This is a genomic window from Mesorhizobium sp. M1396 (assembly GCF_040317725.1).
In the GTDB taxonomy this organism is placed as follows: domain Bacteria; phylum Pseudomonadota; class Alphaproteobacteria; order Rhizobiales; family Rhizobiaceae; genus Mesorhizobium.
In genome coordinates, this window is record NZ_JAMYLA010000009.1 from 32,753 (window position 1) to 58,567 (window position 25,815).

Here is a 25,815-nt window from a genome sequence, read left to right on the forward strand (position 1 = left end):
TATCACTGCCGGCGAACTTCCTTTCGGAGACTTCCCGGTGACCTCACGCTTTGGCCTTTCAGCCGCTCTCGCCACGCCGTTTGATGCCTCCGGGCAGATCGCCATCGCGCCGATGATCGCCCAGGCCAGGCGTTGCCTGGCCGAGGGCTGCGGCAGCGTCACGCTTTTCGGCACCACCGGCGAAGGCGCATCGGTGGGCGCCTCGGAGCGGCGGTCGGTGACCGAAGCCATGCTGGCTGCCGGCATCCTGCCGCATCAGCTTGTTGCCGGCGTGCTGGTCGATGCGGCCGAAGACGCCGCCGAACAGGCACTGCATGCCTTGCAGCGCGGCGCCCGCAACATTTTGCTTGCGCCGCCGAGCTACTTCAAGAATGTCGGCGAGGATGGTCTTTTCGGCTGGTTTTCCACTGTTTTTACCACGCTTGGTCCCCTCGCCCGTGACGTACTTGTCTACAACATCCCGTCGGTCACGATGGTGCAGCTCTCGCTTGGCCTGATCGGCCGGTTGCGCACCGCTTTTCCGGATGTCGTTGCCGGGGTCAAGGATTCCGGTGGGGACTGGAGCTACAGCGAGGCCCTGCTCGGCGCCCATGGCGATCTGGTGATACTGATCGGCGACGAGCGGCATTTGGCGCGAGCGGTGCGAATTGGTGCTCAAGGCGCCATTTCCGGCATGGCCAATTTCGTCACCGGCGAGATCCGCGCCATGGCCGAGGACGGGCGCGATGATACCCGCGTAGAACGTTTTGTGCTCGAATTGCTCAAATACCCGGTCACGCCGGCGGTGAAGGTCATGGTGGCGCGCAAGACCGGCGACGATCGCTGGCTGGCGGTCCGCCCACCGCTGGAGCCGATCGCTTCGCAGGGGCGCCAACAGCTTGCCGCTGCCTATGACAGTCTGTTTGCCAAGGAATCAGCCTGACCGGCAAAGGAAACGCGCTGAAATGGAAGACGGCAGCGAACCGACCACCCTTAGGGAAAAAGCCTATGCCAGCTTCACGCGGCATTTGCTGGCCCGCGATCTGCTGCCGGGTCAGTTCGTGTCGCAGCGCGAACTGGTTGCCTTCACCGGCCTGCCACTCGGCGCCATTCGCGAAATCGTGCCGCGTCTCGAGGCCGAAGGGCTTTTGATGACGATCCCGCAGCGCGGCATGCAGATCGCCCATATCGACATCAGCCTGATCCGCGAGGCTTTTCAGTTCCGTCTGTTCATGGAGCGCGAAGCGGTGGCGCTGTTCACCGCCAGCGCCTCCGATGAGGAACTTGCCCGCCTGCGGCGCGAACATGAGGAGATGCTGGCGCAAGCCCTTTCGCAGGCGCCGACGCCGGAAATGGAAGCCAAGGCCCAAAGCATCGACTGGGCGATGCATGACACCTTCATCGATGCGCTGGGCAACGAGATCATCGCCAAGGCCTACCTAGTCAATTCGGTGAAGATCCGGCTGATCCATCAGGAGCGCTTTCGCATCGACGGGCGCGTCGTGCCGGTCATGCGCGAGCACCTCGCGGTCATCGAAGCCCTGGAGAGCCGCGATCCGCAGAAGGCGGTCGAGGCGATCAGCCTGCACATCGACAAGGCGCGCCGGCTGGCGCTGCAAATCTGAGGAAGCATGAGCCGCGCCGCGGTCGCGGCGCAATCCACAACGACAGCAACCGGGAGGAAGAAATGTCGTCCAATCTGTTCAACCCAACCAGGAGGCAACTCCTTCAAGGAACCGCGGCACTTGCCGCCGCCGGCATTGCTGGCGTCCGCCCGGGCTTTGCCGCCGGCGTCGACTGGAAGCGCTTTGCCGGCACGACGCTCGACGTCAATCTGGTCAAAAGCCCGCGCAGCGACACCCTCATAAAATATCTCGCCGAGTTCGAGGAATTGACCGGCATCAAGGTCAATGCCGAGGCGACGCCCGAGCAGCAGCAGCGCCAGAAGACGGTGATCGAGCTGAGCTCCGGCAAACCGAGCTTCGACGTCGTGCATCTGAGCTACCATGTGCAGAAGCGGCAGTTCGAAAAGGGCGGCTGGCTGGCCGACATATCAGGCTATCTCACCGACTCCGCCCTGACCGACCCCGGCCTGGTCGAAAGCGATTTCGCCGATGCCGGCATGCTGTTCGCCAAGGACGGCCAGGGCGTGCTGCGCTCGCTGCCTTTCTCGGTCGACTATTGGATCGTCTACTGGAACAAAGAGCTGTTCGAGGCCAAGGGCCTGAAATATCCTGAAACCTTCGAGCAACTGGTGGCGGCGGCCGAGGCGCTGACCGATCCGTCGACCAAGACCTATGGTTTCGTCGCCCGCGGCATCAAGAACGCCAACACGCCGGTGTGGACGTCACTGATGCTCGGCTACGACATGACACCACTCGATGGTCAGGGGAAGCTGCGCACGACGTCGCCCGAGGCGATCGAGGCCGCCGGCCTCTACCAGAGGCTGATGACCAAGTCCGCGCCTCCAGGCGTCACCGGCTTCAACTGGGCCGAAGCGCAGTCCGCCTTCCTGCAAGGCAAGATCGGCATGTGGTTCGACGGTGTGGGCTTTGCCCCGCCAATGGAAAATCCGGAAAAATCGCGGGTGGTCGGCAAGGTCGGCTATAGCGTCATGCCCAAGGGCCCCAAGGCGCACGCCTCGGGCACCTTCGGCGACGGCATCGGCGTGACGGCCGCCAGCGAGAAGAAGGAGGCCGCCTATCTGTTCTGCCAGTGGGCAGTGTCGCCGGTCATGGGCGCGCGCCTGCTGCAGGCGGGCGCCGGCGTTCCGTTCCGCAAGTCGGTGCTTGAAGATGCGAAAGTGCGCGAAGGCGTCACCATGCCGGCGAGCTGGCTCGACGCGGTGGTCGGCTCCGGCAATGTCAGCCGCCTGTCGCTGCCGGTCATCATCCCGGTCACCGAGTTCCGCGACATCTATGGCGTGGCGCTGACCAATTTGATCGCCGGCGCCGATCCGGCGGAGGAGCTGAAGAAGGCCACCGAACAATTCCAGCCGGTCCTTGACAGGAGCGAGCAAGGCTGATGTCCGCCACCACCCCAGAACGCACCGGGGTGACGACGCAAGCCATCGAAGGGGGCCAGACGATCCGGCTGGCTCCCAACTACTGGCCTTTCGTCGTTCCGGCGCTCGTCGTCGTCGGCGCAGTGATCGTCTTTCCCTGGGCTTTCACGCTGTGGATGAGCGTCAACCGCTGGACGCTCGGCCAGTCGCGAAGCTTTGCCGGGATGGAGAATTATCTACGGCTGGCGGTCGACCAACGCTTCTGGGAATCGCTGCTCCATACCTTGAGCTACACCTTCCTTTCGGTTGCCGCGCCGATGCTGCTTGGCACCATCGCCGCCCTGATCTTCGACGCCAGGTTTCCGCTGCGCGGCCTGTTGCGTGGCGTTTTCGTGATGCCGATGATGGCAACGCCCGTCGCCGTGGCGCTGGTCTGGACGATGATGTTTCATCCCCAGCTCGGCGTCCTCAACTACCTTCTGTCGCTGGTCGGCATCCCGGCGCAGGAATGGATCTTCAACGCCAACGCGGTCATCCCGTCGCTGGTCGCGGTCGAGACCTGGCAGTGGACGCCGCTGGTGATGCTGATCGTGCTGGGCGGCCTGGCGTCCGTGCCGCGCGAGCCGTTCGAGAGCGCCGAGATCGATGGCGCCAATGCCTGGCAGCAGTTCCGCTACCTCACTCTGCCGATGATCGCGCCGTTCCTGATGATCGCGGTGATCATTCGCACCATCGATGCGCTGAAGAGCTTCGACATCATCTACGCGATGACCCAGGGCGGACCGGGCACGGCCTCGGAAACTATCAACATCTATCTCTACAACACCGCCTTCTCCTACTACGACATCGGCTATGGCTCGGCCATGGCCGTGGTCTTCTTCATCGTCATCGTCGCCCTGTCCTTCATCCTCTTGATGTTGCGCCAGCGCTCCCAATGGATCGGCGTGGAGGGCAAATAGATGAGTTCACGGCTGCTCAACCAGATCGGGCTGTTTTTCGCGGCCCTGGTCTTCGTCTCGCCGGCGATCCTGTTCTTCCTCTGGATGATCTCGCTGTCGCTGAAATTCGAGATCGACAACGGCGCCTACCCGCCGATCCTGATCCCCGAACATCTCGCCTGGTCGAACTATGCAAAAGTGTTCGAGGAGAACAACTTCCTGCTTTATCTCTGGAATTCCGTTCTGGTGACCGGCACGGCGACGCTGCTGGCACTGCTGTTCGGCGTGCCGGCCGGCTATGGCATCGCACGGCTCAAAGCCGAGCGATCGGCGGTCGTCATCATGATCGCCCGCATGACGCCGGGGCTTTCGTATCTCATCCCGCTGTTTCTGCTGTTCCAATGGTTCGGCATTCTCGGCACGCTATGGCCGCAGATCATCATCCATCTGGTGGTGACCGTGCCGATCGTGGTCTGGGTGATGATTGGCTATTTCGAGACCACGCCGATGGAGCTGGAGGAAGCGGCCAACATCGACGGCGCCAGCTCCTGGCAGGTGTTCCGGCTGGTCGCTTTGCCCATCGCCAGGCCGGGCATCGTGGTCGCCTTCATCCTGTCCGTCATCTTCTCATGGAACAATTTCGTCTTCGGCGTGGTGCTCGCCAGCCGCGAAACGCGCACGCTGCCGGTCGCCGTCTACAACATGCTTTCCTACGAGCAGGTGAGTTGGGGTCCGCTCGCCGCCGCCGCGCTGGTGGTGACGTTGCCGGTGCTGGTTCTGACCATGTTCGCACAAAGGCAGATCGTCGCGGGACTGACCGCCGGCGCCGTCAAGGGCGGCTGAACGCCGCCCGACATCAAACTTTTTTCGAGGAAACCCAATGGCTTCGGTAACAATCAACAACGTCCAGAAAGCTTTCGGAACGGCCAAGATCATTCACGATGTCAGCGTCGATATCGCCGATGGCGAATTCGTCATCCTGGTCGGCCCGTCGGGCTGCGGAAAGTCGACGCTGCTGCGCATGATCGCCGGACTTGAAACGATCTCGGGCGGCAGGATCGCCATTGGCGACCGCACTGTCAACAATCTGCGGGCGCGCGACCGCAACATCGCCATGGTGTTCCAGAACTACGCGCTTTATCCGCATATGACCGTGGCCGACAATATGGGGTTCGCCCTGAAGATCAAGAAAGCCGATCCGGCCGACACCGCCAGCCGCGTTGGCAGGGCTGCCAGCATTCTTGGCCTGGACAAGCTGCTCGACCGCTACCCGCGCCAGCTTTCCGGCGGCCAGCGCCAACGCGTAGCCATGGGCCGCGCGATCGTGCGCGACCCGCAAGTCTTCCTGTTCGACGAGCCGCTCTCCAATCTCGACGCCAAATTGCGCGTCCAGATGCGCGGCGAGATCAAGGCACTGCACCAGCGGCTGGGCACCACCACCATCTATGTCACGCATGACCAGATCGAGGCCATGACCATGGCCGACAAGATCGTTGTGCTGCACGACGGGCTTGTCGAGCAGATCGGCGCGCCGCTCGATCTCTATGACCGTCCGGCCAATCTCTTCGTTGCCGGCTTCATCGGCTCGCCCGCCATGAACTTCATTGCCGGCCGTATCGAGGAAGGCATTTTCCGCGGCACCGGCGGGCTGACCCTGCCGCTGCCTGAAGACATCAACCTGGCAAAAATTCCCGAGGGTGAACTCATCTACGGCATCCGTCCCGAACATATCCGAGCAACGACTTCCCAGGGTATTGCCGGCACCATCGTGCTCCTGGAAGCCACGGGTTCGGAAATCTTCGCACGGGTCGACTGCGCCGGCGAAGAAATCTCCTGCCTTTTCCGGGAACGGCTTGCGCTGAAACAGGGCGAGCAGATGCGGATCGAGATCGACCGCGCCTGTGCTCATCTGTTCGACGCCAAGACCGGCCGGCGGCTGTAGCGCCAAGGGTCTGATATCCCGACGCAAAGGTCTCAAGCGTCGGGTTAGCTCTTGCCAGTCGTGTCGCTTGGCAGCAATCTCGGCTCAAAGAGCCGCTCATCGGGTGGTGGATGCCGGTGCGACAGGATTTTGCCATGACCCGCGATCAGATGCTCGCCCACCTCCGCGCCGCCGGTGACGTCGCGCGCGAGGCGGCGGCGCATGGGCACCATCCCTTCGGCGCCGTCCTGGTCGGGCCCGACGACCGCATCCTCATGCGCCAAGGCAATCTCGACACGGTGCGTCACGCCGAGACCGAGCTCGCGCGCCGCGCCGCGGCGGCCTACGAGCCGGAGTTCCTATGGCAATGCACGCTGGTCTCGACCTTTGAGCCGTGCGCGATGTGCGCCGGCACGATGTATTGGGCGAATATCGGGCGGCTGGTCTACGGGTGCGATGAGACCAAGATCCTTGCGCTGACCGGGGATCACCCTGAGAACCCGACGATGAGCCTATCCTCGCGCACCGTGTTCGGCTCCGGCCAGAAAAAGATCGAGGTCTTTGGCCCCTTCCCCGAAATCGAGGATGAGTTGCACGAGCCGCATCGCGATTTCTGGAAGCGCTGACGCTTCGTGCCAGTCGGCAACCCCGGTCAATGGCAACAGCCGTCGGCTCGATCGGAGCCGTAATGCTGCTACCGTGCGCTTGGGAAAGATCTCCCCGCTGGCTATGGTGGATTTCCTTGAGTTTGGTGAGCGCGATGGGATTCGAACCCATGACCTACTGATTAAAAGTCAGTTGCTCTACCGGCTGAGCTACGCGCTCCCGCGGGCTCAAAAGCCGCCCTCGAAATTGCGCGGAACATAGGGAGAGTGCTTCGACCGGTCAACCGGAAAAAGAGGGTTCGTAAACATGGTGGCTTCGCCCCATCGCGGCACTTGCTCGCCACGGCGACGGTGAGAGAGCAGCCAAGGAACTCAGCCATTTTTTGCCCGCCGCGGCATTCAGTCCGGGGAACAATTGCATATGCCACTCGTTTTCTCAGCACAGGGACGTCCGCTAAACCCTTGAGGAGAAGAGCAATGAACAGAATCACAGCGGGTATGCTGGCAGCCACGCTCTCGGCCACATTCGTTGCGGCGGAGACGGTGCCCGTTAACGCCCAACCGAACTATGCGCCGCAATCCCAGGTCGCGGTGCCGGATGTGCAGATAGTCCAGTACCAGGAGTGGCGCAAGAACCGCTACAATCGCAGTTTTTCGCGTGACCGCAATTTTTCCCGCGATCGCGGCGCGTATTGGAACGGCCATCGCGGCTATCGCGAATATCGCCCCGGCTACCGCCGTCACGGGGATTACTGGTTCCCGCTGGCTGCCTTTGCCACCGGAGCCCTGATCACCGGCGCGATCATCAACAATGAGAAGAATCGTGTCTATGAAGGCAACGCGCATGTGCAGTGGTGCTACGACCACTATCGCAGCTACCGCGCTTCGGACAACACGTTCCAGCCGAATTACGGCCCCCGCAAGGAGTGCCGTTCGCCCTATTGATCCAAGGGTGAGAGGAAATAGCTGATAGTGTCGCGTTGAAAGGTCCGCACCAGCAATGGCGCGGACCTTTTTCATTCAATGTATCGATGTAGCGTCAGCCCGCCCAGCTGATGCTCTTGACGATGTAGTAACGCGCATCGCCTTCCGCGCTCGGTGACCGATATGCTCCAAGGGCATCGCAAATTCGAACCGCTACTGCGCTCAGTTCCCACCCAAGCACTTCCAGGTCATCATCCGCGTCCGTAGCGTAAGTCTGGGTCAGTTCGTCGATGCTGTTCGTCTCGCCGAAGGATCGAACCCGCTTTGCATCGATCATGACATTGTCGGGCCAATTTGAATTTGCCCAAGCCCAGAGCCAACTCTGTGACTTAGCACTCGTGGAACCGGCAATCTGGACCTCTGCGGTCAATTTGACGTCCCCGTCCTTGGAAAACAGAAGTCTTCTGGTCGCTATGTCATAGTCGTAGCGAGACCAGTGGCCGATGCGGAAGTCTTTCTCCAAGCGGTCATTCTTGACCGTCAGCTGTTCGATAGCCTCATCGCGCCACGCAGGATACCAGTCTGGCTTCATCCCCTCGCCCCATCACTCACCACCTCATGGCTGTTTATTGCACGCTCAGCGTTCTGCGAACAGCATCGCGCCAGCCAGCTAGCTTAGATGCGCGAATGCCGGCATCCATGTCGGGCTGGAATCTTCGTTCGAGTGCCCAGCTTTTCGCGAACTTCTTGGCATCCGGCCACACACCTGCCTTCGAGCCGGCCAGCCACGCGGCACCCAACGCCGTCGTCTCCAAAATGGTCGGGCGGTCGACCGGTGCATCGAGGATGTCGGCGAGGCGCTGCATGGTCCAGTCGGACGCCACCATGCCGCCGTCGACCCGAAGCACGGTCTTGGCCGAAGCGCCCTTCCAGTCCTTGCGCATGGCGTCGAGCAGGTCGCGCGTCTGGTAGGCCACGGCTTCCAGCGCGGCGCGAGCGAACTCCGCCGGACCGGAATTGCGCGTCAGGCCGAAAATGGCGCCGCGTGCCTCGGCGTCCCAGTGCGGTGCGCCCAGTCCGACGAAGGCGGGCACCAGATAGACGTTTTGCGTCGCATCAGCTTCGGCCGCCAATTTGCCGCTCTGCTCGGCCTTGCCGATCACCTTGATGCCATCGCGCAGCCACTGCACGGCAGCACCGGCAATGAAGATCGAGCCTTCCAGCGCATAGGTCGTCGTTCCGTTCAGCCGGTAGGCAATGGTGGTCAAAAGCCGGTTCTTCGAGCGCACCAGGTCACTGCCGGTGTTGAGCAGCGCAAAACAGCCGGTGCCATAGGTGGACTTCATCATGCCCGGCTCGAAACAGGCCTGGCCGATTGTCGCGGCATGCTGGTCGCCGGCCACGCCGAGGATTTTTATCTCGGCGCCGAAGAGATTTTTCTCCGTGATTCCATAATCATCGGCGCAGTCCTTTACCTCGGGAAGCATTTTTGCCGGGATGTTGAGAATGGCCAGCAGCTCCTCGTCCCAGGCATTCTCAGCGATGTTGTAGAGCAGCGTGCGCGAGGCGTTGGTGGCGTCGGTGGCATGAACCTTGCCCCCGGTCAGCCGCCAGATCAAAAAGCTGTCGATGGTGCCGGCCAGCAGTTCGCCCTGCTCAGCGCGCTTTCTGGCGCCCTTCACCTTGTCCAACATCCAGGCGATCTTGGTGCCTGAAAAATAGGGATCGAGCAGCAGGCCGGTCTTGCGGGTGAATTTCTTCTCCAGTCCCTGCTTCTTGAGTTTCTGGCACAGCGGCGCGGTGCGCCGGTCTTGCCAGACGATGGCGTTGTGGATCGGCTTGCCGGTCGCCCTGTCCCAGATGACGACGGTCTCGCGCTGGTTGGTGATGCCGATTGCTGCCACTTCGGAAGCATTTCGGCCGGCCTTCTTCAGTGCCGTCTTCACTGTAGACACGACACTCGCCCAGATATCCTCGGGATCGTGCTCGACCCAGCCGGAGGCCGGATAATGCTGGGTGAATTCCTTCTGCCCGCTGCCCGCGACCTTCAACTCGCCGTCGAACAGGATCGCCCTGGTCGATGTCGTCCCCTGGTCGATTGCCAGCACAAAACCGCTCATTCCAGCGCCCTCCGCCTCGATGCAAAGAGGGGAGACGGCAACGAGCCGCCTCCCCCAATTTCACGGGCGCGCGAACGCCCGCATAGACAATGCTACTTCTGCCAGCTCTTCACCAGTTCGTCGTAGTTGATGGTGATCGGCTTTTCCTTCTCGTTCTCGATCTTCAGCTGAGGAGCGAGATTGCCCTTCTTGACCGCGTCGGCGTTCCAGTAGGCGAGGTCATGCTCTTCGGCCATCTTCGGGCCGATATCGCCCTGGACGCCCGACTTCTCGATACGGCTCATCACCTTTTCCTGCTCGCCGCAGAGCGAGTCCATCGCCTCCTGCGCCGTCTTGGCACCCGACGATGCATCGCCGATCGCTTGCCACCAGAGCTGTGCCAGCTTCGGATAGTCAGGCACGTTGGTGCCGGTCGGCGACCACTGGACGCGAGCCGGCGAACGGTAGAACTCGATCAGACCGCCGAGCTTGGGCGCACGTTCGGTAAAGCTCTTGTCGTGGATCGTGCTCTCGCGGATGAAGGTCAAGCCGACATGGCTCTTCTTCACGTCGACGGTCTTCGAGGTGACGAACTGCGCGTAAAGCCAGGCGGCCTTGGCGCGGTCGGTTGGGGTCGACTTCATCAGCGTCCAGGAACCCACGTCCTGATAGCCGAGCTTCATACCGTCCTTCCAGTAGACGCCGTGCGGCGACGGTGCCATGCGCCACTTCGGCGTGCCATCGTCGTTCAGCACTGCCTTTGCGCCGGCATCGACCATCGAGGCGGTGAAGGCAGTGTACCAGAAGATCTGCTGCGCGACCGCGCCCTGAGCCGGCACCGGGCCGGATTCGGAGAAGGTCATGCCTTGTGCTTCGGCTGGAGCATAAGCCTTCAGCCAGTCGAGATACTTCTGGATCGAATAGACGGCGGCCGGGCCATTGGTGTCACCGCCGCGCGCCGTGCAGGAGCCGACCGGTCGCGAGTTCTCGTCGACCTTGATGCCCCACTCGTCGACTGGCAAGCCGTTCGGCAAACCCTTGTCGCCATTGCCGGCCATGGACAGCCAGGCGTCGGTGAACCGCCAGCCGAGCGACGGATCCTTCTTGCCGTAGTCCATGTGGCCATAGACCTTCTTGCCGTCGATCTCACGGCCGGTGAAGAACTCGGCGATATCCTCATAGGCCGACCAGTTGACCGGAACGCCGAGGTCGTAGCCGTACTTGGCCTTGAAGTCGGCCTTGTTCTTCTCGTCGTTGAACCAGTCGTAACGGAACCAGTAGAGGTTGGCGAACTGCTGGTCGGGCAACTGGTAGAGCTTCTTGTCGGGCGCCGTCGTGAACGAGGTGCCGATGAAGTCCTTCAGGTCGAGGTTCGGATTGGTGACATCCTTGCCGTCGCCCGCCATCCAGTCGGTCAGGTTGCGCACCTGCTGGTAACGCCAGTGGGTGCCGATCAGGTCGGAATCGTTGACCCAGCCGTCATAAAGGTTCTGGCCGGTCTGCATCTGGGTCTGGATCTTCTCGACGACGTCGCCTTCCTGGATGACGTCATGCGTGATCTTGATGCCGGTGATGGCGGTAAAGGCCGGCGCCAGCACCTGCGATTCATACTGGTGCGTGGCGATGGTTTCCGAAACGACCTTGATGTCCATGCCGGCGAAAGGCTTCGCGGCATCGATGAACCATTGCATTTCGGCTTCCTGGCCGGCGCGGTCGAGCGTCGAAAGCGGTCCGATTTCCTTGTCCAGGAATGCCTTTGCCTCGTCCATTCCGGCATAGGCGTTGCCAACCCCGAGCAATAGGACAAGCGCAGTCGTTGATGTTAAAAATTGCCGTCGCATTAGTTTCCTCCACTGTTTTAAGGTTTCAAGCGCGATCTGGAGCGGCCGCCGGCACGCGGTCGCTCCAACAGTTTCCCCCTCTATACGTAGCGGAACACGCCAACGGCGTAGACCACGGAGAGAGCGAGAGCCCACCACAGGTTGGATCCAACAAAACCCAACCAAGCGAGATGGATAAAGGCGCTGCCGAGCAGCGACAGGAAGAGACGGTCGCCACGCGTCGTCTCGAAGCGAAGGACGCCGACGCGCGGATTGCCGCCCGGCGAGGCATATTCCCACGCCGCCATGCCGCACAGCAGCAAAAGAATGGTTCCGAAGAAGGCCGCCGTCGGCCAGGTCCATGCCATCCAGGTGAGGTCGAAATTCATGATCAAATCCTCCCCGGGGCGAAACTCTTGGCGATGGTGTTGCGCGCGAACTCTTGCGTTCGTTTCATCAAACCCTCCCCAGGGCGAAACCCTTGGCGATGTAGTTGCGCACAAACCAGATGACCAGCGCGCCGGGGATCAGCGTCAGCACACCAGCGGCGGCGAGCAAGCCCCAGTCCATGCCGGCGGCCGAAACCGTACGGGTCATGGTGGCGGCGATCGGCTTGGCGTCGGTTGTGGTCAGCGTGCGGGCGATCAGCAGTTCCACCCATGAGAACATGAAGCAGAAGAAGCAGGCGACGCCGATGCCGCTCGCGATCAGCGGCATGAAGATCCTGACGAAGAAGCGCGGGAACGAATAGCCGTCAATATAGGCGGTCTCGTCGATTTCCTTCGGCACGCCTGACATGAAGCCTTCGAGGATCCACACCGCCAATGGCACGTTGAACAGGCAATGGGCCAGCGCGACGGCGATGTGGGTGTCGATCAGGCCGAAGGCCGAGTAGAGTTGGAAGAACGGCAGCGCAAACACCGCCGGCGGCGCCATGCGATTGGTCAGCAGCCAGAAAAACAGGTGCTTGTCACCGAGGAAGCGGTAGCGCGAGAACGCATAGGCCGCAGGCAGCGCCGCGGCCACCGAGATCACCATGTTCATCACCACATAGGTGATGGAGTTGACGTAGCCCGAGTACCAGGATGCATCGGTGAAGATGGTGACGTAATTGGCGATCGTCGGTGCATGCGGATAGAGCGTCAGTGAAGAGACGATCTCGGCATTGGTCTTGAAGCTCATATTGATGAGCCAGTAGATCGGCAGCAAAAGCACGATGATGTAGACCGTCGGCACGATCCACCACCAGCGCGATTCCTCGCCGCGGCGGCGCATCAGCCGCGCGATCTGGTCCTGCGACATCGCACTGGCGAGCCCTTCCGAAGCCGTCGTTTCGCTCACTCTGTCCTGCCTCGTCGTTCTTTCGTTGGCGCCGCTCATCTCAGCGCTCCGCGTCGTAGTTGGTCATCACGGTGTAAAACACCCATGACAGCAGAAGGACGATGAGGAAGTAGACCAGCGACATGGCCGCGGCCGGCCCGAGATCGAACTGGCCGAGCGCCGTCTTGACGAGGTCGATCGACAGGAACGTCGTCGAATTGCCGGGACCGCCGCCCGTCACTACGAAGGGTTCGGTGTAGATCATGAAGCTGTCCATGAAGCGCAGCAGCACGGCGATCAGCAGCACCCGGTTCATCTTCGGCAACTGGATGTAGCGGAACACCGCCCAGCGCGAGGCACCGTCGATCTTGGCCGCCTGATAGAAGGCATCCGGAATGGAGACTAGGCCGGCATAGCAGAGCAGCACGACGAGGCTGGTCCAATGCCAAACATCCATGATGATGACGGTGACCCAGGCGTCGAACGAATCCTGTACGTAGTTGTAGTCGATGCCGAGCGCATTGACGTAATAGCCGAGCAGGCCGATGTCGTTGCGCCCGAAAACCTGCCAGATGGTGCCGACGACGTTCCACGGGATCAACAGCGGCAGTGCCATCAGCACCAGGCAGACCGGTACGCCCCAGCCCTTCTTGGGCATGTTGAGGGCTATGAAGATGCCGAGCGGCACTTCGATGGCGAGGATGATAAAGGAGAAGATCAGGTTGCGGACCATCGCCTCCCAGAAGCGGCTGGAAGAGAGCAGTTCCTCGAACCACTCGGTGCCGGCCCAGAAGAAGACGTTGTTGCCGAAAGTGTCCTGCACCGAATAGTTGACGACCGTCATCAGCGGGATGACCGCCGAGAACGCCACCAGCACCAGCACCGGCAGCACCAGGAACCAGGCTTTGTTGTTCCAGGTCTTTTCCATCTATGCCCCCATCTCGACGCGCGCCATCTCAACCAGCCAGGAATCGGCATAGATGTTGATGCCGGCCGGGTCGAACCGCACCTTTGGTTCAGCGGGGACGGTTTCGTCCTCGCCAATCACGGCAGCGATCTCGCGGCCTTCAAGCTTCGCGCGCACCACCTTGTGGCGGCCGAGATCCTCGATCTTGCTGACTTGTACGGCCATGCCGTCGCGGCCAAGCCGGACATATTCGGGGCGTATGCCAAGCTCTGTGGCGCCACTGGCTGCCTTGGGTGCGCCCGGCAGTTCGATCCGCTGCGCCCCAAGCTTCGCCGTCTTGCCGTCGATCGCCACCGGCATGACGTTCATGCCGGGCGAGCCGATGAAATAACCGACAAACGTATGGCGCGGTCGTTCGAATAGTTCCGCCGGCGTGCCGATCTGCACGATGCCGCCATCGTACATCACCACGACCTGGTCGGCGAAGGTCAACGCCTCGGTCTGGTCGTGCGTGACATAGACCATGGTGTAGCCGAAGCGGCGGTGCAACTGCTTCAATTGCGAGCGCAGCAGCCACTTCATGTGCGGATCGATGACGGTCAGCGGCTCGTCGAACAGGATGGCGTTGACATCCGAGCGCACCAGCCCGCGGCCGAGCGAGATCTTCTGCTTCTGGTCGGCGGTCAGGCCCCTCGCCTTCTTCTTCGCCCAGGACGCCAGGTCGATCATCTCCAGCGTCTCGCGCACCTTACGGTCGACATCTGCTTCCGGCACGCCGCGATTGCGCAGCGGAAAGGCTAGGTTGTCGTAAACGGTCATGGTGTCGTAGATGACGGGAAACTGGAACACCTGCGCGATGTTGCGTTCTTGCGTCGACAAATTGGTCACGTCCTTGCCGTCAAACAGCAACCGGCCATGCGAGGGATGAAGCAGGCCCGAAATGATGTTGAGCAGCGAGGTTTTGCCGCAGCCCGAAGGCCCGAGCAGCGCATAGGCGCCACCATCCTCGAAGATGTGATGCACTTCCTTGAGTGCAAAATCGGCATCCGTCCGCGGGTTCGGCAGGTAGGAGTGGCGGATGTGATTGACATCGATGCGCGCCATATCGCTCTCCTATGCCGCCAGCTTCGGTGCGCTTACGGCGCGGCCTTGCCCGTCGAAAACCATGATGTGACGCGGGTCGATGAACACGTCGATCGCGGCGTCAGTCTCGAAATCGAGGATACCGTGGGTCAGCATGACCCAGCGCGCATCGGCGAAGTCGAGATGGATGAAGCTCTCCGACCCGGTGATCTCGGTGATGGTGACCTTCGCCCGCACCGGCACGGCCAACGCATTGGGCCGCTCGAGCGAAAGATGGTGCGGCTGGAAGCCAACCGTATAGTTCGCATCGGCAATGCCGACGAGTTCGGCAGGCACCGGCAGCTTGACGCCGCCTTCGAGCAAAAAGTCCGTGCCCTTCTTGGCGAGCACGATGGTGTTGAGCGGCGGGTCGGCGAAAGTCCTGGCCGTCACCAGATCGACCGGCTTGCGGAACACGTCGATTGTCGGGCCGAACTGGGTGATACGTCCTTCGGAAAGTGTCGCCGTGTTGCCGCCGAGCAGCAGCGCTTCGTGCGGCTCGGTCGTGGCATAGACGAAGATGGTGCCGGTGGCGGCGAATATCCTAGGCAATTCGGCGCGCAGTTCCTCGCGCAATTTGTAGTCGAGGTTGGCGAGCGGCTCGTCGAGCAGCACCAGGCTGGCATTCTTGACGATGGCGCGCGCCAGTGCGGTGCGCTGCTGCTGCCCGCCGGACAGGCTGAGCGGCGTGCGGTCGAGGTAAGGTGTCAGCTTGAGAAGCGCGGCGGCGTTGCGCACTTCCTTGTCGATCTTCGCCTGATCGGTGCCGGCCACCCTGAGCGGCGAGGCGATGTTCTCGTAGACGGTCATCGCCGGATAGTTGATGAACTGCTGGTAGACCATGGCGATCTTGCGCTTCTGCACCGGCACGCCGGTGACGTTCTGGCCGTCGAACCAGATCGAACCGGAGGTCGGCACATCGAGGCCGGCCATCAGCCGCATCAGGCTGGTCTTGCCGGAGAGCGTGGGTCCAAGCAGGACGTTGAGCGAGCCATGCTTGAGCGTCAGCGACACGTCGCGGATATGCTCGACCGCACCAATCGTCTTGGTGACGTTTCTCAGTTCCAGCATGACGCCTCCTCCCAGGCCTTCCGCATCAGTTCAAAACCCTCTTCATTCGGCGGCCGCGACATGTCGCCGGCTTATGCCGTGCATGAATTCATCGAGCGCCGCCACCTGCTCGCGGCTGAGATGCAGACCGCGCTTGGTCCGCCGCCACAATACATCTTCGGCGGTGACAGCCCATTCGTTTTGAACGAGATAGCGCACCTCGGCCTCAAAAAGATCGGCGCCGAAGTTGCGGCCCAGATCAGCATTCGATTTGGCCAGCCCCAGCAGCATCCTTGCGCGGGTGCCGTAGAGCCTTGTCAGCCGGCGAGCCAGGCGCGCGTCAAGAAACGGATAGGCGGTTTTTAGTTTCGCCACTTCGGCATCGAAACCGGTGGCCGGGAAATCGCCGCCCGGCAGCGGCGCGTTTGCCGTCCATGGCTTGCCGCGCTTGCCGAGAAAACCCTCGATCTTTTCCAGCATCGATTCCGACAGCCGGCGATAGGTGGTGATCTTGCCGCCGAAAGCATTGACGATCGGAGCTGCGCCCTCGCCGCCATCGGCCTTGAGCACATAGTCGCGCGTCGCTTCCTGCGCCTTGGAGGCACCGTCATCATAGAGCGGACGAACGGCCGAATAGGTCCAGACGATGTCCGAGCGCTTGACTGGTTGCGCGAAATATTCGCTTGCCGCGGCGCAGAGGTAATCGATCTCGGTGTCGCTGATCTTCACGTCATGCGGATCGCCGGGGTAATCCTGGTCCGTGGTGCCGATCAGGGTGAACTCTTCCTCGTAGGGAATGGCGAAGATGATGCGGCCATCCCGGTTCTGGAAGAAATAGGCGCGCGGATCGTCGAACTTCTTGGCAATGACGATGTGGCTGCCCTGCACGAGGCGGACATTGTGCACATCGTTGAGGCCGACGACGCCGGAAAGCACATGATCGACCCAGGGCCCGGCGGCATTGACCAGCAGTCGCGCCTTGATCTCTTCGGTCTTGCCGGTCTGCAGGTCCTCGATCCGGATCGTCCACAACCCGTTTTCGCGTCGCGCGCCGATCACTTTCGTTCGGGTGCGGACCGTCGCGCCGCGATCGGCGGCATCACGCGCGTTCAGCGCCACCAGCCGCGCATCGTTGACCCAGCCGTCCGAATATTCGAAAGCCTTCTTGAACAATGGTTTCAAAGGCTTGCCGGCCGGATCCCTGGCCATGTCAAGCGTCCTGGTCGCCGGCAGCAATTTGCGCCCGCCAATATGGTCGTAGAGAAAGAGACCGAGCCTGATCAGCCAGGCCGGGCGCAGGCCCTTGGCATAGGGCAGCACGAAGCGCATCGGCCAGATGATATGCGGCGCGTTCTTCCACAGAACCTCGCGTTCCATCAGCGCCTCGCGCACCAGGCGGAATTCGTAGAATTCGAGGTAGCGCAGGCCGCCATGGATCAATTTGGTCGAGCCCGAGGAGGTTCCGCTGGCGAGGTCGTTCATCTCGGCGAGGAAGACGGAAAAGCCACGCCCGACAGCATCGCGGGCAATGCCGCAGCCATTGATGCCGCCGCCTATGACGAAAATGTCATGGATCGGAGATGCTTCCACAAATTCCTCCAGCGATTTCGCATTGCACCATTTTTGGCCTTTACGAAACCGTCTCGGAATTATTTCGAAATCATAACGAATGTCAAACGAAATATCACGAGCGTGTGGTGTCAAGCTGAAACCGCCTAGGAGAGCGACGTCTCGATCAGTTGAACCTCGGCCTCCTGGCAGATTTTGCGCACCGACGGGATGTCGCAACGGTCGGTGATGAAGGTGTTGACCTGCGACAGGTGGCCGATGCGCACCGGTGCGGTTCGCTCGAATTTGGTCTGATCGGAAACCAGGATGACATGCCTTGCATTGGCGATGATCGCCTGCGCCACTTTGACCTCGCGGAAATCGAAGTCCAGCAAGGCGCCGTCATGGTCGATCGCCGAGGCGCCGATCACCGCATAGTCGACCTTGAATTGCCTGATGAAGTCGACCGCCGCTTCACCGACGACGCCGCCATCGGAGCCGCGCACAACGCCACCCGCAATCACAACCTCGATCGACGGATATATCCGCATCCTATTGGCAACATTGATGTTATTGGTGATGACCATGAGGCCGCTGTGATCGAGCAGCGCCTTGCTGACCGACTCTGTCGTGGTGCCGATGTTGATGAACAGCGAGGCGTTGTCGGGGATCAGCCTGGCGGCCGCCCGGCCGATCGCCTCCTTCTCGTCGGCGGCGATCTTGCGCCTGGCCTCGTACTCCATGTTCTCGATGCCGGACGGGAACAACGCGCCGCCATGGATGCGCGAAAGCAGCCTCTGGTCGCACAGGTCGTTGAGATCCTTGCGTATGGTCTGCGGCGTCACGTTGAAATGTGTGGCCAGATCCTCGACCAGCACCCGACCATGATCCTTGGCCATCTGGATGATTTCGGCATGGCGTGGCGACAGATACATAGGCAACCTCCCGTTTTCGTTTTTCTTGTCTATAGTCGAAAACGAAACCAATGAAAAGGCATAAGCCGGCTAACGAAATGTATATGACTGCGAAGGCAAACGCCAACGCAATCCCGACTGGACCTGATCAGGCCACACCGCGCGCTATTTCCATGATGACGGTGAAAGCCATATCGATATCGGCGGCGGTCGCTTCGAACTGGCCGACCTGGAAACGGATTGCGACCTGACCATCGACCCTCGTCTGCGTCAGGTAGATGCGGCCATCATCGTTGATCGCATTGACCAGCCGCAGATTGTGCTCGTCCGCCTCCGCATCGGCTATTGCCTTGTGCCGGAACGAGAACAGGGACAGCATCGGTTCGCTGACGATCTCGAAATCCGGCTCCCTTGCCAGCCGCGCGGCAAGCCTTTCGCTCCAGGCGACATGATTGCGGATCATTGCGCGCAGGTTTTCCAGCCCATGCGCGCGCAGCAGGAACCACAATTTCAGCGCGCGAAAGCGCCGGCCGAGCGGCACCGACCATTCGGAATAGTTGATGATGCCGTCGCGGCCATGCGTCTTCAGGAATTCAGGCTTGATCGCCAGGGTGCGAACAAGATCCTCCGGCCGGCGGATGAACTGCATCGAGCAGTCGAACTGCGCGCCCAGCCATTTGTGCGGGTTGAAGACGATGGAATCCGCCCGCTCGACACCAGCCCAGAAACGCCGGTACTCCGGGCAGATCATCGCCGAGCCGGCCCAGGCAGCATCGACATGCAGATAAAGCCCGTGCCGCTGCGCCACCGCGGCGACGCCAAGGATATCATCCGTGCCGCCAGTGCTGGTGCCGCCGACGCAAGCGATGATGCCGGCCGGCTGCATACCGGCCTCGCGGTCGGCGACGATTGCCGCCTCGAGCGCTGCCGTGTCCATGGCGCGAAAACGGCCGCCGACAGGAATGCGCACGAGATTGTCCTCGCCGATGCCGGAAATCCAGATCGCCCGATCGATGGAGGTGTGCACCTGGTCGGAGGAATAGATGCGCAGCCGCGCCTGCCCGGCCAACCCTTGTTTGCTGCCTTGCCAGTCCAACGCCCGTTCACGCATGGTCAGCACCGCGGCCAGCGTCGCCGACGAGGCTGAATCCTGGATCACCCCGGAAAACCCTTCCGGCAGGCCGAGCGCCTGGCGCATCCAATCGACGGTGCGTGTTTCGAGCTCGGTTGCCGCTGGCGACGTCTGCCAAAGCATGCATTGCGCGGCCATCGCCGAAACCAGATATTCCGCCACCACCGAGACCGGCGCCGCATTGGCCGGGAAATAGGCGAAGAAGCGCGGATGCTGCCAATGCGTCATCCCCGGCAAAATCTTCTCTTCGAAGTCGGCGAAGATCTGGTCCATCGGTTCGGCGTCTTCGGGTGGTGACGCCCCTATGCTTCTAAAGATGTCGCCGGGCTCGACCAGTGGCCGCACTGGCTGCTCGCGCAGCGTGCTGCGGTAGTCGGCGCCCCAGTCGGCGGCGCGCCGCGACCATTGCCGGAACTCATCGTTGTTCATCCTGTCCTCCCGACATGATCCCTCGCCGCCATCCGTCGCGGCTGGCCTCTTATTATTTAACGCGTGAAATATATGCAACCGCCAGCGTATGCGGCACGCCTCAGCCAGGGAAATCCGGCAGGCTGGCAAAAGCCGTCTTCAGCGCATTCGACCAGCCATCCGAGATCGTGCGGTAATACTGGTCGTCATGCGCGATCCGCTTCTTCAACCCGACCTTGAAAGCGTCCTTCTCCAGGAAGAGCAGGTCGAGCGGCAGGCCGACGGACAGGTTCGACTTCAACGTCGAATCGAACGATACCAGCAGCAGTTTCACCGTCTCGGCGAAGCTCATCGTCTTTTCATAGGCGCGGATGATGATCGGCTTGCCGTATTTGGTCTCGCCGATCTGGAAGAAAGGCGTGTCATCGGTCGATTCGATGAAATTGCCTTCGGGATAGATCATGAACAGGCGCGGCTCGCTGCCCTTGATCTGGCCGCCGAGGATGAAGGAGGCATTGAAGTAGGAATCCGCCTTCTCGCCCGCGGGCGACGAACTGGCGATGACTTCCTTGACCGTGTCGCCGACCATCCGCACCGTCTGATACATCGACGGCGTTTCCAGAAGCGTGGCATGACGGTCGGCAATTGCCTTGGTGCGTTCGTCAAGCAGGCTGACCACGGCCTGCGTCGTCGCCAGGTTGCCGGCCGACATCAAAACGACGACGCGCTCGCCCGGCTGCTCCCAGACATGCATCTTGCGGAAGGTGGAAATCGAATCCATGCCGGCATTGGTGCGCGTGTCGGACATGAACACGAGCCCGCGATCGATCTTCAGGCCAACGCAATAAGTCATGGAATCTCTTCTGGCGGCAATCTTGCGAAGGATTACTGCTCCACCGTGACGGTGACCGCAAGCTCTTCTTCCGCCTGTCCCAGCCGAATTCCCGACACCGGCGTGGCGTCGCGGTAATCGCGGCCGGTTGCCACCTTCACATAGCGCTCGTCAGGCGAAATGCCATTGGCGGCATCGAAGGCAACCCAGCCGAGACCCGAAACATGCGCTTCAGCCCAGGCATGGCTTGCGGCCTGCTCGACCGTCGCGTCCAGCATCAGATAGCCGCTGACATAGCGGGCCGGAAAGCCCATGGCGCGCGCCGCGGCGGCAAAGATATGGGTGTGATCCTGGCAGACACCGGTCTTGAGCGCCAAGGCTTCCTCCGCAGGCGTCGTTGCATTGGTGGTGCCGGGCGTGTAGGCGACGCGCTCGCCGATGACGGACATCAGCCGGTGCAGCCTTTCGATGTCGGTGCCCTTGCCGACAGATGAGGCGAGTTCGCGAACACCGCCGCCGATCGCCGTCAATGGCGTTTCATGGCTGTACAGCCAGAGCGGCGTAAAACCCTGGTGTGGCCCGGAAACGCCCGCGGTGTCGCGCGTCACCACTTCGCCCGATGCTTCCACCGTGATGAAGTCGCGCTCGCCCTCGACGCTCAACAGTCTGGTGTCGTTGCCGAAATGGTCGACAAAGCGAACCTCTTCGCGCGCGCCTTCGATGGTCAGAGCCCAGGACAGAACGGTCTGCGTCGATCCGCTGACCGGAAGCAGCCGCAGCCGCTGCAACAGATAGTGCACCGGCGCATCGTAGCGGTATTCCGTCCGGTGGGTGATCTTCAGCCGCATGCGCTATGTCCCGCTTGTGAGCATGATCTTGTCCCACTTCGGAGTCATGCTCAATTGAACCGGTAGTCCTGCGCGATCTCGTCGCCGAGCTTGGTGTTGTCGCGAATGAAATTGGCCAGGAATTCATGCAGGCCGGCATCGAAAATATCCTTGATCGACCCGGCTCTCAACATTGTCTGCGTCTTCTCGGCCGTTGCGTGGCAGGCATGGCGTTCGCCGTAATCGTCGCCGAGGAACTTCAGATGCTCCGACAGGAAGCGATAGCAGAAGGTCAGCGAACGCGGCATGCGGACATTGAGGATCAGATAGTCGGCAATGTTGGTCGGCTTGTAGTCGGCGTCGTAGACCCAGCGATAGGAGCGATGCGCCGACACCGAGCGCAGGATCGATTCCCACTGGTAGTTGTCGAGCGTCGAGCCGACCCAGGAGATCGACGGCAAGAGCACGTAGTATTTCACGTCGAGGATGCGCGCGGTGTTGTCGGCGCGCTCGACATAGGTGCCGAGCTGCGAGAAATCGAAGATCTCGTTGCGCAGCATGGTGCCATAGAACGAGCCGCGGATCAGCGCCGTCTCGCGCTTGATAGCGTCGAGCACGCTGGGCAGGTCGCGCTCGTCGATCGGCCTTGCCAGCATCCGCTTCAGCGACATCCAGGCTTCGTTGATGCTCTCCCATGTCTCGCGCGTCAGCGCCGTGCGCACCATGCGGGCATTGTTGCGGGCCGTCTCGATCGCCGCCATCGTGCTCGACGGGTTCGACGTGTCGCGCAGCAGGAAGTCGGCAACATTCGCGGCGGTATAGTCAGAGTATTTCTGGCTGAAGGTGACGTCGGAGCCGGCGCTGAGCAGCACCGAATTCCACTCTTCCGACGCGCTCTGGGTGCGGGTCAGCGCCATGCGCAGACCGGCATCGACCAGCCGAGCCATATTCTCGGCCCGCTCTATGTAGCGGTTCATCCAGTAAAGCCCGTTGGCGGTGCGGCCGAGAAGCATGTCAGGCGAGCCGGTGAATGGTGAATGGTGAATGGTGAATAGTGGATCGACACAGGTAGAACCTCATATACGCCGTCCCCTTGCATCCAGGCATCTGACCATTGACCATTCTACCATTCACTATTCACTATTCACTATTCACTATTCACTATTCACTGCACTAATCATCCAGCACCCACGTATCCTTCGTCCCGCCGCCTTGCGAGGAATTGACGACCAGCGAGCCTTCCTTCAGCGCGACGCGGGTCAGCCCGCCGGGGACGATCTGGATGCGGTCGGAGACCAGCACATAGGGCCTGAGATCGACATGGCGCGGCGCCAGCCCCTTTTCCGTCAGGATCGGACATGTCGACAGCGCCAACGTCGGCTGGGCGATATAATTCGAGGGTTTGGCCGCCAATTTCTTGGCGAAGGTCTCGCACTCCTTCTTGGTCGCCGCCGGCCCGACCAGCATGCCGTAGCCGCCGGAACCATGCACTTCCTTGATCACCAGCTCGTCGATGTGCTCGAGCACATATTTCAGGCTGTCGGGCTCCGAGCAGCGCCAGGTCGGGATGTTGCCGAGGATTGCCTTGCGGCCGGTGTAGAACTCGATGATCTCGGGCATGTAGGAATAGATCGCCTTGTCGTCGGCGATACCGGTGCCCGGCGCATTGGCGATGGTGATGTTGCCGGCACGGTAGACATCCATGATGCCGGGTATGCCAAGTGTAGAGTCAGGGCGGAAGGTCAGCGGGTCGAGGAACGAATCGTCGACGCGGCGGTACAGCACATCGATCTGCTTGTAGCCTTCGGTCGTGCGCATCGCGACATGGCCGTCGACGACCCGCAGATCCTGGCCTTCGACCAGTTGCACGCCCATCTGGTCGGCCAGGAAGGCGTGTTCGAAATAGGCGGAGTTGAAGCTGCCTGGCGTCAACACCGCAATCGTCGGCGCGCCCTTGGTGTTCTGCGGCCGCACTGCCGCCAGCGACTGGCGCAGAAGCTGCGGGTAGTTTTCCACCGGCCGCACCTTGATCTTCTGGAACAGCTCGGGGAACAGCTGCATCATCGTCTCGCGGTTCTCCAGCATGTAGGAGACGCCTGACGGCGTGCGCGCATTGTCCTCCAGCACGTAGAATTCGTCCTCTGAGATGCGGACGATGTCGACGCCGATAATGTGGGTGTAGACGCCGGCCGGCGGCCTGACCCCGATCATTTCCGGCAGGAATGCCTCGTTTTTGGCGATCAATTCCCTTGGAACGCGCCCGGCGCGCAGGATTTCCTGGCGATGGTAGATGTCGTCAAGGAAGGCGTTCAGCGCCTGCACGCGCTGCTCGATGCCTTGCGTGAGACGCCGCCACTCATTGCCCGAAATGATGCGGGGAACGATATCGAACGGGATCAGCCGCTCGGAGGCTTCCTGTTCGCCATAAACGGCGAAAGTGATGCCGGTCTTGCGGAAGACGCGTTCGGCGTCCTGCATTTTCTCGGTAAGCCTGGCCGGATCCTGCTCTTTCAGCCAGCAATCATAAGCCGAATACGGTCTTCTCAATCCGGAGACTTCCGGAAGCATTTCATCGAACGCTGCCAATCGCATACTCCCCTGTGACGCCATTTCACTGGCGTCGCCGGAGAAAATCAAGCGCAATCGGTGATTTGCGAGATACGGGCGATCAGTATGTTGCGCCTGCCTAAAATTGAGGCAGCCGAAATATAACAGTAATCAGGCTTTGCCTCGTGTCCGGGCAAGCGGGTTTCCAGCTAGAAAGCGCGGAACGTGACCACTGTGAACGTGTCCTTGATGCCGGGGAGAATCTGCACCTTCTCGTTGACGAAATGGCCGACATCTTCCTCGTCGTCGACATAGAATTTGGCGAGCAGATCGTAGTTGCCGGCGGTGGAGTAGATTTCCGAGGCGATCTCGGCATCGGCAAGCGCGCTGGCAACCTCATAGGATTTGCCGAGCTCGCATTTGATCTGCACGAAAAACGCCTTCATGGCTTCGTCCCGCTAAACGTCCAAGTCCAAGCGGCCCTTCTGGCAGACTGGACGCGGGCTTTCAAGCGCTGGAATTTGTACTCAGCCGGCACGGCCTCGATCTACGCCGCATCATTGGCATGCAGCGGTGGAAGAGCTTGCCACGGAGCACCAACGGGCGCTCACCGTTGAAAGAGGCTTGAGCACCGTTTGAGCGGGCGATGAATATTCCTCATCGCTGAAACCGTGAAGCACCGTCGCACGTATGTTAGGATATCTCCTGAAACGGCTTTTCTGGAGAGGCAGCTTTTCGAGGGCAACGGAGACAGGCCATGCGCCGCATGTTTCTCGCATTCGCGTTCGGTCCATTCATCCTGGTCTCGTCGGCGTTCGCCGGCGACGCCGAAATCAAGGCAGGGCAGTCTGTCATCGACGGTCAGTTAAAGGCCCTCATCGCCAATGACGGCGCCACCGCCTACAGCTTCGCCGCCCCGAATGTGAAACGGATTTTCCCGACCGTCGAGGCCTTCATGAACATGGTGACCAACGGTTATCCGCCGGTGCGCAAGCCGCAGACCTATTCCTTCGGCAAGGTCGAGGAGACGGCTCCGGGTTCGATCGTCCAGCAGGTGCTGATCGTCGGGCCCGACGGCAAGGACTACGAAGCTGTTTACACGTTGCAGCAACAGCCCGACGGTACGTTCCAGATCACAGGCTGCAGCCTGCGCGCGTCGAATTCGTTCAGCACCTGAGTAGAAAACGCTCAATAGCGCGCCCTGCCGCCCGACATATCGAACACCGCTCCAGTGTTGAACGTGCTGGCATCGGAGCATAGCCAAAGCACCAATGCCGCGACTTCATCCACAGAACCGAGGCGCCTGAGCGGACTGGCGTTGATCATGTCGTTCACGACCTCGTTGCCAAGGCGCCTGATGAGCTCGGTATCGATCGGCCCCGGCGCGACGCAATTGACGCGGATGTCGGTGTCGCTGACCTCCCGCGACAATGCTTTCGTGAAAGCAATGACACCCGCACTTGCCGCAGAATAGGCTGCGAGGTTCGGCAGTCCTTCCTTGCCCGCCAGCGAACCCATATTGACGATACGACCACTCCCGGCCTTGCGCATGATCGGCAGAACCTGATGCGTGACTTCGAAAACACCCATCAGGTTGACGCCGATGATCCGTTGCCATTCGATCGGATCGAAGGCCTCGAATCCACGATAGCTGCCAAGGTAGCCTGCATTGTTGATGAGGATATCGATCCGCCCGTCATCGGCTGTGGCCCCGGCCAATGCGTCCTTTATCTGGTGTGCCTTGGTCACATCGACAGTCTGGCAATGGGCGCCATCGAGAGGCAAGGGATCTGCATCCCATATCCAGACATCGGCACCGGACTGTATCAACTGCGCAGCAACGGCTTTGCCGATACCCCTTGAGCCGCCGGTCACGATCGCGGTCTTGCCGCCAAAGTCGTACGTCACGGTCATGGCT

26 protein-coding genes and 1 tRNA gene are annotated in these 25,815 nt (G+C 61.2%); 9 read left to right on the forward strand and 18 right to left on the reverse strand.

Annotated features, from left to right (window positions below; translation table 11 throughout):
- The first annotated feature begins 37 nt into the window (after positions 1–37).
- The 7 genes from NKH02_RS07780 to NKH02_RS07810 all read left to right on the forward strand — a co-directional run bounded on the left by NKH02_RS07780 (position 38) and on the right by NKH02_RS07810 (position 6,468).
- Positions 38–922 (forward strand): dihydrodipicolinate synthase family protein, encoded by an 885-nt coding sequence (locus NKH02_RS07780; protein ID WP_352871797.1) that lies wholly within the window; start codon positions 38–40, stop codon positions 920–922.
- Between the two features lie 22 nt (positions 923–944).
- Entirely contained in the window at positions 945–1,604 is a 660-nt protein-coding gene (locus NKH02_RS07785; protein ID WP_352871795.1) for a GntR family transcriptional regulator, read from the forward strand.
- 62 nt (positions 1,605–1,666) lie between these two features.
- Positions 1,667–3,004, forward strand: coding sequence for an ABC transporter substrate-binding protein (locus NKH02_RS07790; RefSeq protein ID WP_352877672.1), 1,338 nt, complete (start codon positions 1,667–1,669; stop codon positions 3,002–3,004).
- The gene (locus NKH02_RS07795; protein ID WP_352877674.1) at positions 3,004–3,942 is read left to right on the forward strand and encodes a carbohydrate ABC transporter permease; all 939 of its coding nucleotides are present in this window, start codon (positions 3,004–3,006) and stop codon (positions 3,940–3,942) included. The genes NKH02_RS07790 and NKH02_RS07795 overlap by 1 nt, the downstream gene beginning before the upstream one ends.
- Complete coding sequence (locus tag NKH02_RS07800) at positions 3,943–4,764, forward strand: carbohydrate ABC transporter permease (RefSeq protein ID WP_352877677.1); 822 nt, start codon at positions 3,943–3,945, stop codon at positions 4,762–4,764.
- Positions 4,765–4,801: 37 nt separating this feature from the next.
- Positions 4,802–5,863 carry an ABC transporter ATP-binding protein gene (locus NKH02_RS07805; RefSeq protein ID WP_352877680.1) on the forward strand — a complete coding sequence of 354 codons (1,062 nt, stop codon included), beginning with the start codon at positions 4,802–4,804 and terminating at the stop codon, positions 5,861–5,863.
- 134 nt (positions 5,864–5,997) lie between these two features.
- A complete protein-coding gene (locus tag NKH02_RS07810; protein WP_352877683.1) occupies positions 5,998–6,468 on the forward strand; it encodes a nucleoside deaminase in 471 nt (156 codons plus the stop codon).
- A gap of 123 nt (positions 6,469–6,591) precedes the next feature.
- Here NKH02_RS07810 and NKH02_RS07815 read toward each other — a convergent pair.
- Positions 6,592–6,667, reverse strand: a tRNA-Lys gene (locus tag NKH02_RS07815).
- A gap of 257 nt (positions 6,668–6,924) precedes the next feature.
- Here NKH02_RS07815 and NKH02_RS07820 point away from each other — a divergent pair.
- Entirely contained in the window at positions 6,925–7,392 is a 468-nt protein-coding gene (locus NKH02_RS07820) for a BA14K family protein (protein WP_352877686.1), read from the forward strand.
- A 94-nt stretch (positions 7,393–7,486) separates the two neighbouring features.
- Here NKH02_RS07820 and NKH02_RS07825 read toward each other — a convergent pair whose 3' ends face one another.
- From NKH02_RS07825 to NKH02_RS07900, 16 genes are all read right to left on the reverse strand, one after another.
- Positions 7,487–7,963, reverse strand: coding sequence for a DUF6882 domain-containing protein (locus tag NKH02_RS07825; protein WP_352871781.1), 477 nt, complete (start codon positions 7,961–7,963; stop codon positions 7,487–7,489).
- 34 nt (positions 7,964–7,997) lie between these two features.
- A complete protein-coding gene (glpK, locus tag NKH02_RS07830; protein WP_352877689.1) occupies positions 7,998–9,491 on the reverse strand; it encodes a glycerol kinase GlpK in 1,494 nt (497 codons plus the stop codon).
- 92 nt (positions 9,492–9,583) lie between these two features.
- On the reverse strand, positions 9,584–11,311 hold the full coding sequence (locus tag NKH02_RS07835; protein WP_352627831.1) for an ABC transporter substrate-binding protein: 1,728 nt from the start codon (positions 11,309–11,311) through the stop codon (positions 9,584–9,586).
- A gap of 80 nt (positions 11,312–11,391) precedes the next feature.
- A complete protein-coding gene (locus tag NKH02_RS07840; RefSeq protein WP_352871777.1) occupies positions 11,392–11,679 on the reverse strand; it encodes a DUF2160 domain-containing protein in 288 nt (95 codons plus the stop codon).
- A 67-nt stretch (positions 11,680–11,746) separates the two neighbouring features.
- Complete coding sequence (locus tag NKH02_RS07845) at positions 11,747–12,670, reverse strand: carbohydrate ABC transporter permease (RefSeq protein WP_352871775.1); 924 nt, start codon at positions 12,668–12,670, stop codon at positions 11,747–11,749.
- Between the two features lies 1 nt (position 12,671).
- Positions 12,672–13,538 carry a carbohydrate ABC transporter permease gene (locus NKH02_RS07850; protein WP_023759298.1) on the reverse strand — a complete coding sequence of 289 codons (867 nt, stop codon included), beginning with the start codon at positions 13,536–13,538 and terminating at the stop codon, positions 12,672–12,674.
- Positions 13,539–14,621: an ABC transporter ATP-binding protein gene (locus NKH02_RS07855; RefSeq protein WP_352877692.1), complete on the reverse strand. Its 1,083-nt coding sequence runs from the start codon at positions 14,619–14,621 to the stop codon at positions 13,539–13,541.
- Between the two features lie 9 nt (positions 14,622–14,630).
- Positions 14,631–15,710, reverse strand: coding sequence for an ABC transporter ATP-binding protein (locus NKH02_RS07860; protein WP_352877695.1), 1,080 nt, complete (start codon positions 15,708–15,710; stop codon positions 14,631–14,633).
- Between the two features lie 42 nt (positions 15,711–15,752).
- On the reverse strand, positions 15,753–17,279 hold the full coding sequence (gene glpD, locus NKH02_RS07865; RefSeq protein WP_352877698.1) for a glycerol-3-phosphate dehydrogenase: 1,527 nt from the start codon (positions 17,277–17,279) through the stop codon (positions 15,753–15,755).
- 125 nt (positions 17,280–17,404) lie between these two features.
- Positions 17,405–18,172, reverse strand: coding sequence for a DeoR/GlpR family DNA-binding transcription regulator (locus tag NKH02_RS07870; protein ID WP_352871767.1), 768 nt, complete (start codon positions 18,170–18,172; stop codon positions 17,405–17,407).
- A gap of 127 nt (positions 18,173–18,299) precedes the next feature.
- Entirely contained in the window at positions 18,300–19,712 is a 1,413-nt protein-coding gene (locus NKH02_RS07875; RefSeq protein WP_352877701.1) for a pyridoxal phosphate-dependent decarboxylase family protein, read from the reverse strand.
- 100 nt (positions 19,713–19,812) lie between these two features.
- Complete coding sequence (locus NKH02_RS07880) at positions 19,813–20,544, reverse strand: proteasome-type protease (RefSeq protein WP_352871764.1); 732 nt, start codon at positions 20,542–20,544, stop codon at positions 19,813–19,815.
- Positions 20,545–20,576: 32 nt separating this feature from the next.
- A complete protein-coding gene (locus tag NKH02_RS07885; RefSeq protein WP_352877703.1) occupies positions 20,577–21,371 on the reverse strand; it encodes a transglutaminase family protein in 795 nt (264 codons plus the stop codon).
- A 50-nt stretch (positions 21,372–21,421) separates the two neighbouring features.
- Complete coding sequence (locus tag NKH02_RS07890; RefSeq protein WP_352871761.1) at positions 21,422–22,363, reverse strand: alpha-E domain-containing protein; 942 nt, start codon at positions 22,361–22,363, stop codon at positions 21,422–21,424.
- 160 nt (positions 22,364–22,523) lie between these two features.
- A complete protein-coding gene (locus NKH02_RS07895; RefSeq protein ID WP_352877705.1) occupies positions 22,524–23,936 on the reverse strand; it encodes a circularly permuted type 2 ATP-grasp protein in 1,413 nt (470 codons plus the stop codon).
- Positions 23,937–24,106: 170 nt separating this feature from the next.
- Positions 24,107–24,343 carry an Lrp/AsnC family transcriptional regulator gene (locus tag NKH02_RS07900; protein ID WP_010909609.1) on the reverse strand — a complete coding sequence of 79 codons (237 nt, stop codon included), beginning with the start codon at positions 24,341–24,343 and terminating at the stop codon, positions 24,107–24,109.
- 311 nt (positions 24,344–24,654) lie between these two features.
- Here NKH02_RS07900 and NKH02_RS07905 point away from each other — a divergent pair, with 311 nt between their 5' ends.
- Complete coding sequence (locus NKH02_RS07905; protein WP_352877708.1) at positions 24,655–25,074, forward strand: DUF4864 domain-containing protein; 420 nt, start codon at positions 24,655–24,657, stop codon at positions 25,072–25,074.
- 11 nt (positions 25,075–25,085) lie between these two features.
- On the opposite strand, the gene NKH02_RS07910 is transcribed toward NKH02_RS07905, so the two are convergent.
- The gene (locus tag NKH02_RS07910; protein WP_352877710.1) at positions 25,086–25,811 is read right to left on the reverse strand and encodes an SDR family NAD(P)-dependent oxidoreductase; all 726 of its coding nucleotides are present in this window, start codon (positions 25,809–25,811) and stop codon (positions 25,086–25,088) included.
- Positions 25,812–25,815 lie beyond the last annotated feature (4 nt).

Excerpts from the sequence above, each read along its gene's own strand:
- NKH02_RS07785 (WP_352871795.1), top strand. The coding sequence starts at position 945 with ATGGAAGACGGCAGCGAACCGACCACCCTTAGGGAAAAAGCCTATGCC.
- NKH02_RS07790 (WP_352877672.1), top strand. The coding sequence starts at position 1,667 with ATGTCGTCCAATCTGTTCAACCCAACCAGGAGGCAACTCCTTCAAGGA.
- NKH02_RS07795 (WP_352877674.1), top strand. The coding sequence starts at position 3,004 with ATGTCCGCCACCACCCCAGAACGCACCGGGGTGACGACGCAAGCCATC.
- NKH02_RS07800 (WP_352877677.1), top strand. The coding sequence starts at position 3,943 with ATGAGTTCACGGCTGCTCAACCAGATCGGGCTGTTTTTCGCGGCCCTG.
- NKH02_RS07805 (WP_352877680.1), top strand. The coding sequence starts at position 4,802 with ATGGCTTCGGTAACAATCAACAACGTCCAGAAAGCTTTCGGAACGGCC.
- NKH02_RS07810 (WP_352877683.1), top strand. The coding sequence starts at position 5,998 with ATGACCCGCGATCAGATGCTCGCCCACCTCCGCGCCGCCGGTGACGTC.
- NKH02_RS07820 (WP_352877686.1), top strand. The coding sequence starts at position 6,925 with ATGAACAGAATCACAGCGGGTATGCTGGCAGCCACGCTCTCGGCCACA.
- NKH02_RS07825 (WP_352871781.1), bottom strand. The coding sequence starts at position 7,963 with ATGAAGCCAGACTGGTATCCTGCGTGGCGCGATGAGGCTATCGAACAG.
- glpK (WP_352877689.1), bottom strand. The coding sequence starts at position 9,491 with ATGAGCGGTTTTGTGCTGGCAATCGACCAGGGGACGACATCGACCAGG.
- NKH02_RS07835 (WP_352627831.1), bottom strand. The coding sequence starts at position 11,311 with ATGCGACGGCAATTTTTAACATCAACGACTGCGCTTGTCCTATTGCTC.
- NKH02_RS07840 (WP_352871777.1), bottom strand. The coding sequence starts at position 11,679 with ATGAATTTCGACCTCACCTGGATGGCATGGACCTGGCCGACGGCGGCC.
- NKH02_RS07845 (WP_352871775.1), bottom strand. The coding sequence starts at position 12,670 with ATGAGCGGCGCCAACGAAAGAACGACGAGGCAGGACAGAGTGAGCGAA.
- NKH02_RS07850 (WP_023759298.1), bottom strand. The coding sequence starts at position 13,538 with ATGGAAAAGACCTGGAACAACAAAGCCTGGTTCCTGGTGCTGCCGGTG.
- NKH02_RS07855 (WP_352877692.1), bottom strand. The coding sequence starts at position 14,621 with ATGGCGCGCATCGATGTCAATCACATCCGCCACTCCTACCTGCCGAAC.
- NKH02_RS07860 (WP_352877695.1), bottom strand. The coding sequence starts at position 15,710 with ATGCTGGAACTGAGAAACGTCACCAAGACGATTGGTGCGGTCGAGCAT.
- NKH02_RS07870 (WP_352871767.1), bottom strand. The coding sequence starts at position 18,172 with ATGTATCTGTCGCCACGCCATGCCGAAATCATCCAGATGGCCAAGGAT.
- NKH02_RS07875 (WP_352877701.1), bottom strand. The coding sequence starts at position 19,712 with ATGAACAACGATGAGTTCCGGCAATGGTCGCGGCGCGCCGCCGACTGG.
- NKH02_RS07880 (WP_352871764.1), bottom strand. The coding sequence starts at position 20,544 with ATGACTTATTGCGTTGGCCTGAAGATCGATCGCGGGCTCGTGTTCATG.
- NKH02_RS07885 (WP_352877703.1), bottom strand. The coding sequence starts at position 21,371 with ATGCGGCTGAAGATCACCCACCGGACGGAATACCGCTACGATGCGCCG.
- NKH02_RS07890 (WP_352871761.1), bottom strand. The coding sequence starts at position 22,363 with ATGCTTCTCGGCCGCACCGCCAACGGGCTTTACTGGATGAACCGCTAC.
- NKH02_RS07900 (WP_010909609.1), bottom strand. The coding sequence starts at position 24,343 with ATGAAGGCGTTTTTCGTGCAGATCAAATGCGAGCTCGGCAAATCCTAT.
- NKH02_RS07905 (WP_352877708.1), top strand. The coding sequence starts at position 24,655 with ATGCGCCGCATGTTTCTCGCATTCGCGTTCGGTCCATTCATCCTGGTC.
- NKH02_RS07910 (WP_352877710.1), bottom strand. The coding sequence starts at position 25,811 with ATGACCGTGACGTACGACTTTGGCGGCAAGACCGCGATCGTGACCGGC.